This window comes from Brevibacillus laterosporus LMG 15441, from assembly GCF_000219535.2.
Lineage (GTDB): Bacteria > Bacillota > Bacilli > Brevibacillales > Brevibacillaceae > Brevibacillus_B > Brevibacillus_B halotolerans.
The window spans coordinates 3,988,099-4,003,082 of the sequence record NZ_CP007806.1; the positions used below are offsets into that span (position 1 = coordinate 3,988,099).

A 14,984-nucleotide genomic window follows, 5' to 3' on the forward strand; every position below is an offset into this window, starting at 1 on the left:
AAATACTATTGTTGCTTTGCTTGTCTATTATTTAAAAGCACAGCAAGGATAGTCACGACAGCCGAAACCCCGTTCGCAATGGCATTCACCTGATCGTCTGTAATGATTTGGTAGCCTAGTGTATCGGCTAGCAGCTTTATAGAACCAATTATTCCAGCAACTAGTAGTGGTATATTTCCCTGTTCCTTCACTCACGTACCTGCTTTCAGATACTTTGCCATATTTTTAATCAATTGAGCAGCATACTCACCTGCCACCGTTCTAGTAGAGACGGCATTCTGTTTCCAATAGTCAGGGGAGGAAATGATCTTTGCCTGAACAAGAGCATCCACAGCTAATTCAAAATCGTCGTTAGGCGCTTCTACAGCAGGAGAGTACGGATGGCCAATATGACCGCAAAAAGCCTTGATCACTGCTTCAGCATAGCGTTTCCAATTATTTTTTAGTTTTTGTGAATCTAAAGCATGATCAATAAATCCATATTCCATAATGATCGTGTCTACTGCACCTGTTTCACGATGCATAAAATAATAGTCTCGCCCATCAGCACCTACTCGTGTGTAGACTCTACGGAATTTTTGTCCCTCGGCAACTACGGCTTGTACTAGAGCATTTGCTAGCCTATTGGTAGTAAAGATAGAATGAATCGCTTCCACACCTTCCCCGCCACCTGAGTTGATGTGGTTGGAAATACAGTAGGTGGCCTCGCTTTGTTTGACGAGCGTAGTGCGCTGAGATGGGGTAAGTGTGGTATCTGTCGTCCGAGTGATCGCAGCAGGAAGGTTTAACTCTCTGCACCTTTGTAGCTGGTACAAGCTAATTTGTAGCGTCAGATCCTTCTCCTGCATCTGATTCCCAATTGCTCCCGGATCAGCTCCCCCATGCCCTGCATCAATTATTAAAATCGGCTTTGCCATATGCCTATCCTCCTTTTATTCTACCTTTTCTTTTAATTCTTGCAGTTCCATTTCCAACCCCGATAGACTTCGTTCAATCTGCTGTAGGGTTGACGTATTTCGCTCCAATTGAATCACCATGCGTTCATTGTGTTCCATCAGCTTTGCTTCCCGTGTTTGAGCTTGTTTAACCAAAAGAGCCTCGCGATCTCTCCCCTCTTTTTTGGTAGAGAATAACAGCCAGACAAATAGAGCAGCAAACGGACCTTGCTGAAGCAACGCGTTCATTACGCTCTCTTCCATGCCATTTTTCCCTCCTTGGCAGGTTTTTGTAAAAGAAAAGGCATCTTCATGATTGAAGATGCCCGAAGAAGCCCGGAATGTGTGAGTTTTTTCTAAATGATGAAAACAAAAACGCCTCACTCAACATGAGCAGGCGTTCCTTTATTCCTCGTTTTGTTTCGCTAGATACTCGGCTACAGGAATTTGATAATCTTTTGGGAGCGAGTCGATGGTACGTCGTTTCGCTTTAACAAGCAAGCCATAAACGGGAATCATGTATTCTCTGACCATTTCTATTCACCCCCTTTCCATTCTTCAAGCGCTTGCTCAAGAGCGGTCATTTTTTCATAAAGCTGTGCAATCGCTTCATAGGCTATTACCAGCTCTAAAGACATTTCCTTTTGCTCACGGTCAGCTTGGATCTTAGATAATGCTTTTGGTTTAGTCAGGATCAATCGAATGCACCTCCGAATCCTCTTACGATAACTGGCTCAGTTGCTGTTCCTTTGGTGAATGAAAAGCGTACGCTAACGCCCCATTTTTTTGCTGTTTTTTCCTTGTTGGTGAAGATGAAGCCTCGGTTGAATTTGACATGGTTGCTCGCGTCTTCCCATGTCGGCAACTCGTCGAATGCGTTGTTACATACCTCGGCTTTGTAATCGGCACCGGCAGGAATCGTCGCATCGATTGTCACTAGGATGCGTTTGGCAGCTATGTCGGTACCAAATGGGTTCCTTAGAGCAAACGCTATCTTGTCGGCTGATCGCCGGAAGGTATACGATCGAGTCGAGGTCATCCCTTTGCTGTCGGTTGCTTCGATTGTAAGGGTGTGTACCGCTGTCAAGGAGAGGCGTAACCATGTGTCCAGTGGGATTGTTGCAGTGTTTTCTTTGCTGTCAGTTCCAGCGAACGTGCGGATCACCTTGCCGTTGATTTTTTCTGTGATGGTAAATGCGTCACCCTCTGGTTCTGTGACGGTGTACGTTTTTGACAGAATGGTGCTTAACACACCAAGGTCTACGTTTTGACCGTTAATAACGGGCGGGCGATTGTGAACGGCTCGGAACTTGAGGGTAATCTCGGTTGATTTGCCACCTTGGTCGTCCTCTGCCCAGATGGTTAGGGTATGATCGGTGTTTTCGGCTAGGTTAGAGCCTGTGAGATCGGTGGTGCCGTCATAGAGACGTTTGGCTCGGAATGTTAGCGTTTTGGCAAAAGAAATAGGCGTGCTACCGTTGGATACTCCGGATTGCAACGCCCTTGTGGTGCCGTTGTTGATGCGGTATTTTATGGTGACTACGTTGTCTTTGTCGGTGTCGGAGGCGGTGCCTTGGATGTTTAACGTAGCGTTTTCGGTTAGGGTTTGGTTGTCGGATGGTGATGTAAGAGTGAATTTTGGTGGTTCATTGAGGATCGTGATTACAACGAGACCGTTCCCTTCACGTACACCTGCGGTCGTGGAACTGTTGGCTAAATTGCCGTGGTAGGATGAACCACCACCGCCTGCCCCAGTTTTACCGTAAACACTTGCGTCATACGGTCCGGCTCCGGACCCACCGCCGTAATAGCCACCACCGCCACCACCACCCATATAGATTCCCGGAGTTGTCGCATCTCCACCAATTCCGATCTGACCGTCTAATGCCCCTCCTGCTGTCTGAGTACCGCCTTTCGCATAACTAGGATCGGGTTTATTCCTCTCACCTTGACCGCCTTCTAAACCACCCCCGTATCCCCCAACTAAAATACTTATATTTTCATCTTCTCTATTATAGAATGTTCCGCCACCACCACCGGCAACTATAACTCTGTGTTCTAGGTTTACGCCGGACTTTCTCACATCTGTTGCACCGCCGCCACCACCAGAATTCCAATCTTCTCTACCTTTTCCTGATCCACCCCCGTTCCATCCCCCTGCTGGTTGTTTCCCCATTCCTCCAACATTAACTTGGAGGACTTCCCCTGATGAAACTCCTAAACTACCTTTAGCATATCCACCTTTTCCTCCCGGTGTTCGATATCCTAAACCACCTTGAGCTCCCCAACATTCAATCAGGATTTTATTCACATTAGGCGGAACCATAAACGCCTCAGGCTTACCCGTATACTCAAACGTGTAAGTAGTACGTCCTTGAGCATCCTTACCAATTTTCCCTTTCGTCAATTCGACGTTAAAATTCGTCTGATTACCTTTATCGTCGCGAACAGAAACCGTAAAAGGGATTACTCCTGCCGTAATATCGGCGTTTTTAAACGTATAGCTGACGGGCTGGTTCTTACCTAATGCTGTCCAAGCCTGTTTGACGACGTTGTTTAGTTTGACTTGGTATTGCAACGTATCGTCTGGATCGGCGTCATTTGCTGTGATATTTACGGTGAAATCGTTAGTGCCGATGTTGATGTGTTGGTTCTCGGTTAAGGACTGATTGTTTGCTGTAAGGGTCATAGTTGGTGCAGAGTTAAAATCTCCTATTAATTTAAAATCATTAATATGCTGATATTTATCCACTGGTGGTGCTGATGTATATGTGTCTGAAAACCTGTTCCTATGATTTTTTATAGTAAAGTCAAATCCGACAGTATTGGATTTTATGATTTTAGGGAGATTTTCATTGTCAAGCCAAAGACGAACTCCTAAGGAAGTCATACCAACAACATATTCTCTTCCCGCAATTAACTTTACAGGTGTAAACTCGAAGCTAACCCATGCGGGCGAGAGATTTTCAGATATCAACTTTGTTTTTTGGGCTATTAAATTACCAGTGTCGTCCCATAAGGTAATTGTTGCATTTTCAGAAGAGGAGAAGGGATTACTTATTTTTGCTTCTACTGTATGTAGAATAAAGTCCTTATTAACCGTAAATCCATTTGCATACTGCTTAATACCTCCAGTATCACTACGAACTGCTTCACCATCGCAAAATATCACCATACCTGTACTCAAACGATTACACCTTCCTTCTGACGATGTCCGTTACTCAGGTTTATAAGCATTCTTTTAATTACCATCTACAAAACCACCAGCCTTTTATTAGCCTCGTCATACCAACCCTCTGTAAGCATGATGTCGTCTAGTGTTGCAAAATTCTCAAAAAACACATTGTCCGTAAAATTATTAAACACCGCATCTTTTATCGTCTTCACATCAATCTGCAAAGCCGAAATAGCCACTGTGTGGTGTTCCAGTAGCTTGTGCGAATCGTCTATTCCTTTTTCCCACCTATTGATATCCGTTTCCGTGACAGGATCGTCATAGTTCCAATCTAGTTTAGGATTATAGGGCATCAGTCGTTGGCTCCTCTCACTTCAAATTCAAATCGAAATTCTAAGGTTTGATCACTTAAGACATCTACATTAGTCGTTCTTTCCGTAATAAGATTGCCTGCCTCATCTAGTAGTTTTAAGGAAGATACCTTCGTGATTCCGCTAACAGGCTCCGTTATGACTACAAGCTTTCTTCCATTTCTTTTGGCAGACCTCAATTGCACCGTTTGATTGTTGACGATCAGACTTGCGGCACGAGTTGCTAAGTCCTCCGCAACTCGTGCTAAATAAGCTTTATCCATTAAATCACCACCTTATCTTGATCTTTAAGAGGAGTCATACCAGCTCGAAACTCATGTACACTGTGGTAACGTTTCTGATTGATTGTAATTCTTTCATGAAACACAATCTCGTCCGACACTGCCAACTGCGGCATAAACACATGTGGGACTCGCTTTCGCTTATGAATATCATGGACCCACGAGGCTACGTCATAAATTGACCATAGGGGAACCGAGATATAGAAATAGCCTGTATCTGGGTTTTCCTCTATGAGAACGTGATCAGTTGCCTGTTCTTTGATAAAAAGTCTGGTAATACTCTCTGCCAACGCTGGCGTAAAGGGCAAACGCTCCCGATACTTTGCCATGACACGTGCACGTCGCGTCTCATAGGAATCACCTTGCTTGGGAGTAACCTGAAACATATCCTCCCAATACGGCAGTCCCCATGTAGCTGTTGTGATTATCATTTGCCGCTCTAAGTCTAGCTTGCGAGCCTGTTGGTACTCTCTCTCAGCTTCTCCTGCCTCAAAATGATGCACCGCCGCCTGATTCTCATACCAATAGGGTGGCAGCATCGTCCGATATTTTTCTGGAATCATCATCATGGCGTACTCACCTTCACATTTTTCACAATCGGTATGGTTGAAAAGGTGAGATCAATATTTTCCTGTGCATTATTTAGCAAAACATTCCGATAATCTATTACACCAGCTACCTTAAACAAGCGATAGATTTCAGAATAAAGGATCTTCTTGCCCTGCTTATTAATATATTCCACAATGTCAGCTTGTATTTGCTGTTTTATTTCGTCTACAGATGCAGAGAACTCCCACTCCAGCAAATCTCCGCTGACTGTTACTTCCAATGCTTTCGCTGCCTGAACCACTAGCTTGTCGTTTAAACTATGCTTATTCGGCTGTGCTAGATGCTTTGTTACAGCTTCTACTAAAGCTTCATCGGCTGGTTGCCCTTTTTGGTCGGTTAATGCAATATGCACTGTGTTTGGTGCCTCCCCCCAGATAAACAACTCTCCTACATTGGGCACTTCTTTTACCCAGCGCCTGTAATCGTACTCAGCCCCTGAACCTTCCTCTTCCCCCGCCTTAGCAATCAAGCGTTGGCGATACAGGTCATCTGGCTCATCCGTTTTTCTCTTCACACCTAAAAACACTCCCCAGGCGTCCAAAAATTCCCCGTCTGCCCAGGGTAGATACCATTGCAAAAAGCGATATTCATCCAATTGTTGTTGCTCGGATATTTCTAGTGCGAGTGGGTAGTGAAAATCGTAAAAAATTTCGCCTTCTTCTGGGGAAGGGGGCGTCTCACCACGGGCCTGAGCAAGTTCACTCGCTCGATTATACATCCGTTGGTAAATCTCTTCGGCTGTTTCGCGTAACAGCGGCATGTCTGGTTTTTTTATCTCTGCCATATATCTACCACCACCTTAGTCTTTCCCCGTACCCCTTCAATCTCTAGTCTCAGACCTATTCGATTCTCCTGATATCGAATATCCATAACCTCTGCTCGCTCAATCTCTGAATGAGCCTCCAGCGCATCCTCCATATCCCGCTTAATCAGGGCTAACGGTACATGCTTAGGGAGCTTTCCAATATGCTCAAAAAAATCTACCCCAATCCGATCACTGTAAATCGCATATTGAAATCGTTTGGTATGCAGGATTTTTTTCGCAATCTCTTCCAAATACTCAGCATAATTACTAGTCTTTACATGTCGGCCATCTGTTCCTTTGATAAATTGAAACGTAGTCCAATCCACTTTATAAGTCCAGGGTATCGGGGAAGGAGTATCTGTTAACTCTCGATTACTTTCTAAAGTAGGAAACATTTATTTCACCTCACCCAGCACCAGATATTGCCCCGAAGAACATCTCATTAGAGCATAGGTAGCCCCTAGTTGAGGCTCTGTGAATAGTTCATTTTTAAAGAATACTAGATCATCCTCTACCTCTTTTAGGGGCGTTGGGTCCTGATCTAGTTTAATGACCACCGGGGCATAATTTTGTAGCGTGCCAAATTCGATCTGCGTATCACTAATGCCACTTCTTGCTTGGGTAAACAATCTATTAATCGCTTGTTGCATCCTATCCTCTCCATTCCAATTGTAAGTCCATCACAAATTCCCTGTTTTTCCATCGGGTATTGCAGGAGGTCACGATCCAACTGCTTTGTTGACCATTTATCTCCTGAATTTTCACCAGCCAGCCTGCCCGCAATCTAGCAATGAGTGAATTTGTGTGACGAACGGTTATGGAGCGTGTTCGCGGTATTTTAGCTAACGTAACAAGCTGTTTGGACGCCAAAGAGGCGAGATTCTTCTCCTCGCCTGCATCAATGATTTTTTGCATCCGTCCGATCTTTTTCATCAAATCATGATGTTCCCTCGTGACTCTGCCTGCTACCCGATCTCCTTCATAGCGTTCTACTGTTACAGCCGTGTACACCTCCTCCAAGCTTTCCCCGGTAGAGCTAGCCTCCAGCATAGTAGCCTGAAACACGGGGACATAGGGATTATTTCCCTCTGCTAGCACAATCAGTTTATCCCGTTGGTGCTGGATAAAATAGCGAAGTCCTGTCCGTTCAAAGGCTCTCTCCGCTATATCTGTAAACAACGAGGTGTACGGCTGGGAAGGGTGCCGTTCCTTTACCGTAAATCCAAAGGCAGGGCATTGAAACGAAATGCCTGCTCCCTGGATAATCCTCTCCAGCTCCTTCCCTGCATCCCCTTTCAAATAGGGCCTTGAGCAATCATTTTTTTGTAAATACCATGACAGCTCGTAAGCAGTTCCGCTCAGCTCCTTCGTTTTTTCGTCCCGATTCCATTCGACTAAGGGGCCGTGAAAGAGCTGTTCGCTTTCCTTGGCTTCATTAGGAAACATCATGAGATAGCCAGCAGCAGCTAATACAGGAGGATTACGTAGCTGAATCTGACACACCTGGGCAATCTGTCCTCTGGATGAGGACCAAGAAACATCCGTCACGGCAGGTGTTACATCAAGTCGGGTAGCATCTTTTCCATAAATCACACGCATAGCCGCTCCCTCCTAGGCTTTGCTTTTATATTCAGCATTTTTCTTTTGGATACGAGTAAGCTGTTTGCTACGCATCTCTCTATCCTGATGAATCATGTTTTTGGCCGGTGTTAAAAGATATGGGGATGATTGCTGTTTCTTTGCGGTTTTTCCTGTCGTATTGGCACGAGCCTTTTGTTGCTTAGCCATGATCACAGGCGGCTGTAGAAGCTCCTTATTACTAGACCACTCTACGAACTCATCTTTAATAAAAATCGGTAATTCAATGGACCCGTAATAATCTACATTCATTCCTTTAAACGTGCCATCCACAGGGCCGATTAAGACATTCCATGCTAAATTTAACTCGTCAATTGTGAGCAGAACCTCTTTCCCTGAGATACGATCTAGACCGGCTAACCATTCACGTGGTCCCTGATAGCCTTGCACTTCGATTAAAGGAGATTCTATATCGCCTGGAAGCCAAAACTCAAAGGAAATTGACTTCGCTCGATTAGCAGATAGTCTGTTTTTGGTAACAAGTGAAATACTGGTAGATGTTTCTGCATCATTTCCGTAGCCTTTTATTTGCACCTCTGCTGGGGTTACGGGAAACGTCAGCCGATACTTTCCCTGCATACGAATCATGCTTTTCCACCTCTAGTCTCTAATGCATTGACGAAAGCAGTCTCGATGATACGTTTAATTTCATTGGTAACAGTAGGGTCCTTCAATAATCGAATCATCCCTACAACATCCTGAAGCACACCATCTGCATGTAACGTGATAGGCATGGAAGAGACCGTTACCGATAGATTTTGAGCTGTATCCTTCTTATTTGCGGCATTAGTAGCTGCCGGCGTTACTTGTGGTGCTGGTGTCGTCGTTAACGTATCTTGTGGCTTACTGCTCGCAGGCTTGATTTGACTAGGGCTAGCATCACTACTAGCTGGAGTCGGTGCGGGTGCTGGAGGTACTGGTGCGGGTGGTGTCTCTGGCTTTTCTTTGCCCCATCCGAACCAATCAGGCAATTTTTCCATGAGGAAGTCTCCACCAACCGAACCTAAAAATCCACCCACTACTCCGCCAACCGCTGTGCCTAATCCTGGCACAATCGAGCCAACTGTAGCACCAATCATAGTACCTGCCGCTTTCATCCCGGCACTTCCACCAAGCTTTAATAGCTCCATCGGTTTGTTGTCAGAGGTAACCAATGAGGCGAGGCCCATTGCTTCTCCTACAAAAGGAATTTTTTTCAACAGACCTTTTCCAAAGGATTTAACCCCACCAAAACCTTTGCCGCCCAGATTCTTTAATCCGTCCCACGCGGCACCACCAAAGCTTTTTATCCTTTCAAAAGCTTTACCACCAATGTCCTTTAATTTGCCGAATCCGGTAGTGGGCTTGCCAGCTTTTTTGGGGACTGTAGTAGGAGGTTTAGATTTAGGAGTAACTGGCTTGGCTGGCTTGGGTTTAGCTTTTGGTTTCGTAGTTTTTTTCTTATTACTTGGGCTACTTGGATTATTTTTGGTTGATTTGCTGGGTCCTCCCGTGTTTTTTCCACCGAAAGTAAAGGGCCCTAGCTTTCTTTTCCCCTTTTTGCCTCCTCTTTTTTTCTTCGAGCCCTTACGCTTCTTACGTTCTTCCCCACCTGCATCTGGACTGTCATCTGGATCTTCTTCTTCCTCTGACTTTCCCTTCGCCATTTTAGCAAGAGTATAGATACCTATCGCCTCTATGGTATATCTAGCCAACTCTGGTAATTCATTAAAAGTTTTGATACAGAAAGTCAATATACCAGCTAACGTTTTTATGACCGGTGTTAAATCCTTGGCTACTGTAGCTGTTAAGTCCACCATGGCTGCCTTGGCTTCACTTTGGGCTTGCATATATTCAAACCAAGGATTTTGGTTAATTGCAGCCTTATAGGATTTATTTGCTTCGTTATTAGCCACTTTATTTTCCACTTCGCCAGCAGAAATTTTACCCGTTTTCTCCATCAGCGGCACTAGATGCTGTAATAGCTCCTTACCAGAGCCTGAGCCTACTGCATTTAGCATCTCTTGACGTACATTATCATCTTTAATAGAAGCAAGATTCATAAAAATACGTCCCATCGCCTGCTGATTATCGCTTTTATTATCTGAATGCAAGAGCTGGGTTACTTGAATGGCCTCTATGTCAGCTAGCCGTTTGGCTTCCTCAGGACTTTTCCCGTCCGCCTCATAGCCTTTTTGTAATACTTTACTCAGCTCACCCTGAGAAGACATTTTTAAGGCAATATCTTTTAACGCGCCTAGCGGCATGTCATTTGATGGAATACCCATGTTGCCAATTTCGCCGACCATCATCGCCATTTTCTCTGGTGTATCCATTACCATCCCTAGCTGGGAGGTATATTTGATCATAGAGGGTACAAAATCATCGCTAAAATCCTTCATATTGTTACTCATATATTGAAGAGAATTTGCCAGTCGCTCAGGATCAGTAACTCCTGTGCTGTCGCGTAATAGAGCCATCATTTTTAAGCTCTGGTCAGCAGAAAACCCTGTAGTCATACTTAATTTGGTAGCATATTCGGCAAATGCAGCCTTATCCTTTGAATTTACATCGTCACTTTTGTTATAGATGTTTATAGCTTCTGTCTTGCTTAGTTCCGGGTTGATTTGGATGATTTTTCCAACGCTACGATCTAAATCTTGGACCTCGGCATCCGTTTTTCCTTTGGCAATAAATAATCCGCGTTCTTTTGCCGCAGCTTGGGATTCAGGGATTGAGTTTTTGTACCAGCTCACCCCCTGCCCTGCGAGGTCAACAAAGGGGTTAGCAGAGCCGCCGTCATCTCCTCCGCCACTCACCACCACGGGTTGACTAAATTGACTGCGCATTTGCGAAATTTTTTGTGTCGCCTGATCGTCTATTTCTACACGGAGCTTGGCTTGTACGGAGGTTCCCAGTTGCTGTAATTGAGAACGTACCTCTTTAATGCGCCGCTCCATCCTATCAGCTTCTTGTAAAAATCCGCGTCCCAGTTGTCCCAGAGCTACTTGCAACGAAGCCGAGTCTCTTTTCCATTCCAGCATGCCCTGCCTTACCTTAAACATCTCTTTCTGGACAGAAAGTAGCTCAACAACCATCTCGTTGCCCATTGCATTCACCTCCGTTCATGCTATATCTTTTCTTCATCAAAAAAACGGCGGAGGATATCATTTCTCCTCCGCCTCTAATTCAATGATCTGACATGCGATAATAAATAATTTTTGCTTATAACGATCTACTTCGTACTCTACGATTTCCGCCGGGAGACCTCTGCCATGCAGATAAGCCTTCGCTACATGCCAAGCCTCCGCGTCGGATTGAATTAGTTTTTTGCTTCTTCAATCGCTTCTTCTTCTGTCTGACCCTGATTTGCTTTGCGCACGGTTTCTATAAGGAGCGCATATGCGTCTGGGTTGCGATCAAATAATTTGCCAGGAAGCTCGAATTTGTCCCCTGCTTTGTAGGCTTTCTTTAGCTCTGGATCGTTCCAATTAAAATCATGTTCAGTCGCCTTCACAATGCGAGCGTCATTGTAGCGATACCAGTCGAATTTATCACCTTTATCAGCTTCACGCTCACAAATCCGACTTTCCATTAAGGTTAGCTGACGTACCTTCCATACTTCGCCATCAATGCTGACTTCTACCTCATGACGTGGTGTTGTTTCATTTGCTTGCGCTAAGAATTTTTCTAATTTACCCATGAAAAGACCTCCTATTCTTCTGTATATTCTGGTAATTTATCAAGATAATCTGGCTTCTTGTTACTGCGGCCTTTAATTTCATAAGTTGCGTTATCGGTTCCATCTGCCTTTGCTTCCCATAATGTGATTTCTTCTGGGTTTAAATAAATATCCGTTAAACGAACGCGTTCTGTATTGCCGTTTTCCTTATCGACCATTTCGCCCAAAAGCTGTGGAATGACAGGAGTTTTACCCTCTGTAATTTGGTCCACGCAAAAATATTTGAGCAGAGCGTTAACAGATGATACCTTTAAAGTAACCTCTACATGCCAAGAGTCAATCGTTTGCACCGAGCCCTTTTGCAGACGCTTTACATCGCCATACTCTGTTTTTAAGACGGCCTTTCCTTCCAATGTACCGTAGATTGGATCACCATTTTCATCATATACCTGACAATTTTTTAATTTAATATCGCTTTGACGCATGCTTACAGCACCTCCCATTCAATATCGAAAAGCTCAATAGCATCTAGTGGCTTGGCGGCTAAGCGGAATCCGCGTTTGTCACCAATTCCATTTTTCTTATCTTCAAAAATCCAACCTTTATCAATAGCTCCTTGCGCTTCACGCACTTCGAGATAGGTCTTAACCGCTCCAACGAACGTCGCACCGCCAATATCGTTATTGTCCAATTTGCCTTTATATTTTTTGCCAACAGAGGTAATGTCATTAACAATTTGGTCAAGGGTCATAGAGACGCGAATTTTGCCAAAATCCTCACGCTCTGCTGCTTTTAATGTCGTTAAGGTGTTGACCGCACTTTCAATCAGGTACACATCACCATCACGAACGGCAATCAATGAACCAGAGTTAAGCGCGTTTTGAATTTCAGTGTGTCCCCAATCCTTTGCCGCCTTTTTCATCGGCACTAGCTGTGCACTCAGAGAAATGTGAGCTGGCGTAGCAGCGATCATACCTGCTAGCCATGCCGCCCATTCCAGGCTTCCATAGGTCTTGCCGTTTACATGCTGACCTGCAATGGCGCAGTTTACGACACGTCGAGAGTTGTTGGCGGCAGAACGATCCACATGCTCGTTCATGTTGCTATCTTTTTCTGGCAAACCTCCGATTACTAGCGTGCTACGTTTTTTGCTAAAAAGCTCGCGATCGACCATGAATTGTTTAGCTGCTGCCTGGATTCCCGCATCAGCCGACGGTAAATACATCGCGTCGAAATCAACACCAGAGATGGAGTTAAATAGAGTAGTAAAGTCCGTAGCCGATAAAGTAGCAATGCCGCTTGTTCCCCCCGAGAGTGCCGTCATTGCTGTTTCTTCTACTGCTTTGTCACCCAGCTTTTTCACCTTGATATAGATGGATTGTTCTGCTTTGGTTACTAGCTCGTCCATATTTGCAAACGAGAACTTCTCTGTTTTTATTGGACCTTTGACCTGTAATTCCTTTTTACCTAATTCTGCTGTGGAATCCTTGATCGAAATTTGCAGCTCATTACCAACTAAGCCTGGATAACGTGCTTGAATAGCAATCGAACCTTCTTGTGAATAGCTGGCCGCAACACTCTTACCGTTCGTCATACGATAGCCAACTACCGTAGCGCCACCTTCTGCGGCCAACTCCAAAATATCGATTTGCCCAAAGGTTTCTGCTACGCGCTCTTCATAACCCTTCATTGTAATGACCTGATCAGGGGCTCCCCATTCAGCTAGATATGGTACTAGTACCACACCACTTTTCGGTAGGACTCGCTCCTGTGCTTTCGCCTTTAATTCTACGTTTACACCTGGTCGTTCACGTTGGATTGTCATACTATTTACCTCCTCGAAATGTAGATACGTATTGTCGTACTTGTTCTTCATTAATTACCTGCTGATCTGTAAATGCATGTAACGCTCCTGCTACCTCAAACCGCTCAGCTTGGAACAGAGGTGCACTCTCAATCCATTCCAGACGAGTGCGCTTGTTCTCCTGAGCAGTAGTGTTGAGGGGTTGTGACTCTGCTCGCTCGTTGTTCTTTTTTAGCAGTGTTTTTTTCACTGCACCTTCATTGGTTTGGCCTATTGATTTAGCCATGTCCATCCTCCTTCACATCAAAGATAGCAATTTTCTCAACCTGCTCTCTTCGTACAGGCATGAGGTACTCATAGCGAAATATTATTTCGGCCCGTTCCTTTTTTTCGGTATTCACAGAAAAAGTATTCGGGTCGATATCAAGCAAGAGCTTATTTTTGCCTCGGTAACTATAACGTTGCTTTCGTAACAAATCTCGCAAGACACCTGTCGAAAGCGGAACTTGCTTTTCTTGCTCCAAGGGATAGTGCAGCATAATAGTTGCTTCACAAATCACTTTGTAGCTGGTCAGGCTATTTCCCTTTTCACTGATCGTTTGGGTCATGACAAAAGCGGATGGTAATGGAAACGTCCCCTTCATCCACTCTCCTAATTGGGAAATGATCGATATTTGAGGATATGCCTCCTCAACCAAATCAATTAGCGTGGACAAATCCCTGTCCATCTCTATTTGCACCTCCTTTCAAGGCTTTTGCTCATTGCTTTGTGGCTAGGGGAGGTGATCTTCCCTCATAGGTTGTTGCTTGCTTCCTAGTCTGGTTGACCTTTTGTTCTGCCGATCGTTTTACAGATGCTAGCTGCTTGTGTATAAATGGCTTTCTTTCATGAGCCAGTTGTTCTCTGACAGCTCCTAGTAATCTTGGATGCAGGATCATTCTGGTGCGTACCTCCTTGCTCAACCGTTACTGCCTCGCCAAATGGTCCTTACACTTATAGGTGGCTTCTGCCCCACACAAACAAACGTTCGTAAAAGTGGATTTTGACGCATCCGATGAGTAAAAAGAAAACAGCCATCACAAGGATAGCTGTTACATTCTTGGCAAACTCAATTTTTTGTTGGGCACGAGACAGCAAGGTGGATACGTTTCCTCGGGATATAAAGAGCATTTCAGCAGCCTTCTCATGAGTAAAGCCGCTCCCATGCACCATCAGATAGCACTCTCTTTCTTTTTCTGTAACAAACTGAAGATAAAAATCTATTAGCTGCCGTTCTGCATCACTCAAACCGACACGGCATCCTCCTGTTCCCGGACTCACATAGCTTTGCATTTTAAAAGGGTCTAATAAAATCTCTCGCTGTTCCTTTGATCGTCTCTGAATACCTCGTTGATTATCAGGTTGTCTGCCTGTTTCCAGCCATTTAATCGCATACTCCACATCGCGAATGCTTTCGGCCAGACTACTGCGCAATGCTTTTTGATCTGTACCATGTACACCGCCAGCACTAGCTTCTTGGTCGGAATTCTCTATTTCAGCTAACATGTTCTTCAGTTGTTTTTTGGTTGCTTTGTAGGAAGTAATTAGTTTTTTTATACTTTTTGCCATGCTTTTATCCCCCTTGATTTTACATACTTTTTTACATGTGCATCTTTCCATTCCGGTACAAAATCGTCGCTTTCTCCTATATGCTCATTGCCTTAT

General features: G+C 44.5%; 23 protein-coding genes. 1 reads left to right on the forward strand and 22 read right to left on the reverse strand.

Annotation, left to right across the window (positions count from 1 at the left end):
• Positions 1-5: 5 nt before the first annotated feature.
• The 6 genes from BRLA_RS17545 to BRLA_RS23415 form a co-directional block, all read right to left on the reverse strand.
• A complete protein-coding gene (locus tag BRLA_RS17545; protein WP_003336542.1) occupies positions 6-191 on the reverse strand; it encodes a hypothetical protein in 186 nt (61 codons plus the stop codon).
• Positions 192-917, reverse strand: a complete 726-nt coding sequence (locus BRLA_RS17550; RefSeq protein ID WP_003336541.1) for an N-acetylmuramoyl-L-alanine amidase — start codon at positions 915-917, stop codon at positions 192-194. It abuts the gene before it with no gap.
• Positions 918-932: 15 nt separating this feature from the next.
• Positions 933-1,199: a BhlA/UviB family holin-like peptide gene (locus BRLA_RS17555; protein ID WP_003336539.1), complete on the reverse strand. Its 267-nt coding sequence runs from the start codon at positions 1,197-1,199 to the stop codon at positions 933-935.
• A gap of 141 nt (positions 1,200-1,340) precedes the next feature.
• On the reverse strand, positions 1,341-1,469 hold the full coding sequence (locus BRLA_RS25050) for a CD1375 family protein (RefSeq protein ID WP_003336538.1): 129 nt from the start codon (positions 1,467-1,469) through the stop codon (positions 1,341-1,343).
• A gap of 2 nt (positions 1,470-1,471) precedes the next feature.
• Positions 1,472-1,633 carry a hypothetical protein gene (locus tag BRLA_RS24360; RefSeq protein ID WP_003336537.1) on the reverse strand — a complete coding sequence of 54 codons (162 nt, stop codon included), beginning with the start codon at positions 1,631-1,633 and terminating at the stop codon, positions 1,472-1,474.
• Complete coding sequence (locus tag BRLA_RS23415) at positions 1,630-3,342, reverse strand: glycine rich domain-containing protein (RefSeq protein ID WP_158332777.1); 1,713 nt, start codon at positions 3,340-3,342, stop codon at positions 1,630-1,632. Before BRLA_RS23415 ends, BRLA_RS24360 begins: the two co-directional genes overlap by 4 nt.
• Before the next feature lie 448 nt (positions 3,343-3,790).
• Between BRLA_RS23415 and BRLA_RS24070 the strand changes: the two genes are divergently transcribed.
• On the forward strand, positions 3,791-4,168 hold the full coding sequence (locus BRLA_RS24070; protein ID WP_158332778.1) for a hypothetical protein: 378 nt from the start codon (positions 3,791-3,793) through the stop codon (positions 4,166-4,168).
• 19 nt (positions 4,169-4,187) lie between these two features.
• On the opposite strand, the gene BRLA_RS17565 is transcribed toward BRLA_RS24070, so the two are convergent.
• From BRLA_RS17565 to BRLA_RS17640, 16 genes are all read right to left on the reverse strand, one after another.
• A complete protein-coding gene (locus BRLA_RS17565; protein ID WP_003336535.1) occupies positions 4,188-4,463 on the reverse strand; it encodes a hypothetical protein in 276 nt (91 codons plus the stop codon).
• The gene (locus tag BRLA_RS17570) at positions 4,463-4,744 is read right to left on the reverse strand and encodes a hypothetical protein (protein ID WP_003336534.1); all 282 of its coding nucleotides are present in this window, start codon (positions 4,742-4,744) and stop codon (positions 4,463-4,465) included. Before BRLA_RS17570 ends, BRLA_RS17565 begins: the two co-directional genes overlap by 1 nt.
• Positions 4,744-5,331 carry a putative phage tail protein gene (locus BRLA_RS17575; protein ID WP_003336533.1) on the reverse strand — a complete coding sequence of 196 codons (588 nt, stop codon included), beginning with the start codon at positions 5,329-5,331 and terminating at the stop codon, positions 4,744-4,746. The genes BRLA_RS17570 and BRLA_RS17575 overlap by 1 nt, the downstream gene beginning before the upstream one ends.
• On the reverse strand, positions 5,328-6,155 hold the full coding sequence (locus BRLA_RS17580) for a baseplate J/gp47 family protein (RefSeq protein WP_003336532.1): 828 nt from the start codon (positions 6,153-6,155) through the stop codon (positions 5,328-5,330). Before BRLA_RS17580 ends, BRLA_RS17575 begins: the two co-directional genes overlap by 4 nt.
• Positions 6,143-6,571 carry a DUF2634 domain-containing protein gene (locus BRLA_RS17585; protein WP_003336531.1) on the reverse strand — a complete coding sequence of 143 codons (429 nt, stop codon included), beginning with the start codon at positions 6,569-6,571 and terminating at the stop codon, positions 6,143-6,145. The genes BRLA_RS17580 and BRLA_RS17585 overlap by 13 nt, the downstream gene beginning before the upstream one ends.
• Positions 6,572-6,826 (reverse strand): hypothetical protein, encoded by a 255-nt coding sequence (locus BRLA_RS17590; protein ID WP_003336530.1) that lies wholly within the window; start codon positions 6,824-6,826, stop codon positions 6,572-6,574. It abuts the gene before it with no gap.
• Position 6,827: 1 nt separating this feature from the next.
• Complete coding sequence (locus tag BRLA_RS17595) at positions 6,828-7,775, reverse strand: XkdQ/YqbQ family protein (protein ID WP_003336529.1); 948 nt, start codon at positions 7,773-7,775, stop codon at positions 6,828-6,830.
• 12 nt (positions 7,776-7,787) lie between these two features.
• Positions 7,788-8,402 (reverse strand): hypothetical protein, encoded by a 615-nt coding sequence (locus BRLA_RS17600; protein WP_003336528.1) that lies wholly within the window; start codon positions 8,400-8,402, stop codon positions 7,788-7,790.
• Positions 8,399-10,903, reverse strand: coding sequence for a phage tail tape measure protein (locus BRLA_RS17605; RefSeq protein WP_003336526.1), 2,505 nt, complete (start codon positions 10,901-10,903; stop codon positions 8,399-8,401). The genes BRLA_RS17600 and BRLA_RS17605 overlap by 4 nt, the downstream gene beginning before the upstream one ends.
• A gap of 212 nt (positions 10,904-11,115) precedes the next feature.
• The gene (locus tag BRLA_RS17610; RefSeq protein ID WP_003336525.1) at positions 11,116-11,496 is read right to left on the reverse strand and encodes a hypothetical protein; all 381 of its coding nucleotides are present in this window, start codon (positions 11,494-11,496) and stop codon (positions 11,116-11,118) included.
• Positions 11,497-11,507: 11 nt separating this feature from the next.
• Positions 11,508-11,960 (reverse strand): hypothetical protein, encoded by a 453-nt coding sequence (locus BRLA_RS17615; RefSeq protein WP_003336524.1) that lies wholly within the window; start codon positions 11,958-11,960, stop codon positions 11,508-11,510.
• Positions 11,961-11,962: 2 nt separating this feature from the next.
• Positions 11,963-13,300: a phage tail sheath subtilisin-like domain-containing protein gene (locus BRLA_RS17620; protein WP_003336523.1), complete on the reverse strand. Its 1,338-nt coding sequence runs from the start codon at positions 13,298-13,300 to the stop codon at positions 11,963-11,965.
• Between the two features lies 1 nt (position 13,301).
• On the reverse strand, positions 13,302-13,565 hold the full coding sequence (locus tag BRLA_RS17625; protein ID WP_003336522.1) for a hypothetical protein: 264 nt from the start codon (positions 13,563-13,565) through the stop codon (positions 13,302-13,304).
• A complete protein-coding gene (locus BRLA_RS17630) occupies positions 13,558-14,007 on the reverse strand; it encodes a hypothetical protein (RefSeq protein WP_003336521.1) in 450 nt (149 codons plus the stop codon). The genes BRLA_RS17625 and BRLA_RS17630 overlap by 8 nt, the downstream gene beginning before the upstream one ends.
• Before the next feature lie 31 nt (positions 14,008-14,038).
• Positions 14,039-14,218, reverse strand: a complete 180-nt coding sequence (locus BRLA_RS17635) for a hypothetical protein (protein WP_003336520.1) — start codon at positions 14,216-14,218, stop codon at positions 14,039-14,041.
• 55 nt (positions 14,219-14,273) lie between these two features.
• Entirely contained in the window at positions 14,274-14,888 is a 615-nt protein-coding gene (locus BRLA_RS17640) for a sigma factor-like helix-turn-helix DNA-binding protein (RefSeq protein WP_003336519.1), read from the reverse strand.
• Positions 14,889-14,984 lie beyond the last annotated feature (96 nt).

Bases quoted from the DNA above. Each gene is read 5' to 3' on its own strand.
- BRLA_RS25050 (WP_003336538.1), bottom strand. From the start codon at position 1,469: ATGGTCAGAGAATACATGATTCCCGTTTATGGCTTGCTTGTTAAAGCG.
- BRLA_RS17550 (WP_003336541.1), bottom strand. From the start codon at position 917: ATGGCAAAGCCGATTTTAATAATTGATGCAGGGCATGGGGGAGCTGAT.
- BRLA_RS17570 (WP_003336534.1), bottom strand. From the start codon at position 4,744: ATGGATAAAGCTTATTTAGCACGAGTTGCGGAGGACTTAGCAACTCGT.
- BRLA_RS17555 (WP_003336539.1), bottom strand. From the start codon at position 1,199: ATGGAAGAGAGCGTAATGAACGCGTTGCTTCAGCAAGGTCCGTTTGCT.
- BRLA_RS17605 (WP_003336526.1), bottom strand. From the start codon at position 10,903: ATGGGCAACGAGATGGTTGTTGAGCTACTTTCTGTCCAGAAAGAGATG.
- BRLA_RS17600 (WP_003336528.1), bottom strand. From the start codon at position 8,402: ATGATTCGTATGCAGGGAAAGTATCGGCTGACGTTTCCCGTAACCCCA.
- BRLA_RS17620 (WP_003336523.1), bottom strand. From the start codon at position 13,300: ATGACAATCCAACGTGAACGACCAGGTGTAAACGTAGAATTAAAGGCG.
- BRLA_RS17640 (WP_003336519.1), bottom strand. From the start codon at position 14,888: ATGGCAAAAAGTATAAAAAAACTAATTACTTCCTACAAAGCAACCAAA.
- BRLA_RS17635 (WP_003336520.1), bottom strand. From the start codon at position 14,218: ATGATCCTGCATCCAAGATTACTAGGAGCTGTCAGAGAACAACTGGCT.
- BRLA_RS17625 (WP_003336522.1), bottom strand. From the start codon at position 13,565: ATGGCTAAATCAATAGGCCAAACCAATGAAGGTGCAGTGAAAAAAACA.
- BRLA_RS17580 (WP_003336532.1), bottom strand. From the start codon at position 6,155: ATGGCAGAGATAAAAAAACCAGACATGCCGCTGTTACGCGAAACAGCC.
- BRLA_RS17565 (WP_003336535.1), bottom strand. From the start codon at position 4,463: ATGCCCTATAATCCTAAACTAGATTGGAACTATGACGATCCTGTCACG.
- BRLA_RS17630 (WP_003336521.1), bottom strand. From the start codon at position 14,007: ATGGACAGGGATTTGTCCACGCTAATTGATTTGGTTGAGGAGGCATAT.
- BRLA_RS17595 (WP_003336529.1), bottom strand. From the start codon at position 7,775: ATGCGTGTGATTTATGGAAAAGATGCTACCCGACTTGATGTAACACCT.
- BRLA_RS17575 (WP_003336533.1), bottom strand. From the start codon at position 5,331: ATGATGATGATTCCAGAAAAATATCGGACGATGCTGCCACCCTATTGG.
- BRLA_RS17610 (WP_003336525.1), bottom strand. From the start codon at position 11,496: ATGGGTAAATTAGAAAAATTCTTAGCGCAAGCAAATGAAACAACACCA.
- BRLA_RS17615 (WP_003336524.1), bottom strand. From the start codon at position 11,960: ATGCGTCAAAGCGATATTAAATTAAAAAATTGTCAGGTATATGATGAA.
- BRLA_RS17590 (WP_003336530.1), bottom strand. From the start codon at position 6,826: ATGCAACAAGCGATTAATAGATTGTTTACCCAAGCAAGAAGTGGCATT.
- BRLA_RS17585 (WP_003336531.1), bottom strand. From the start codon at position 6,571: ATGTTTCCTACTTTAGAAAGTAATCGAGAGTTAACAGATACTCCTTCC.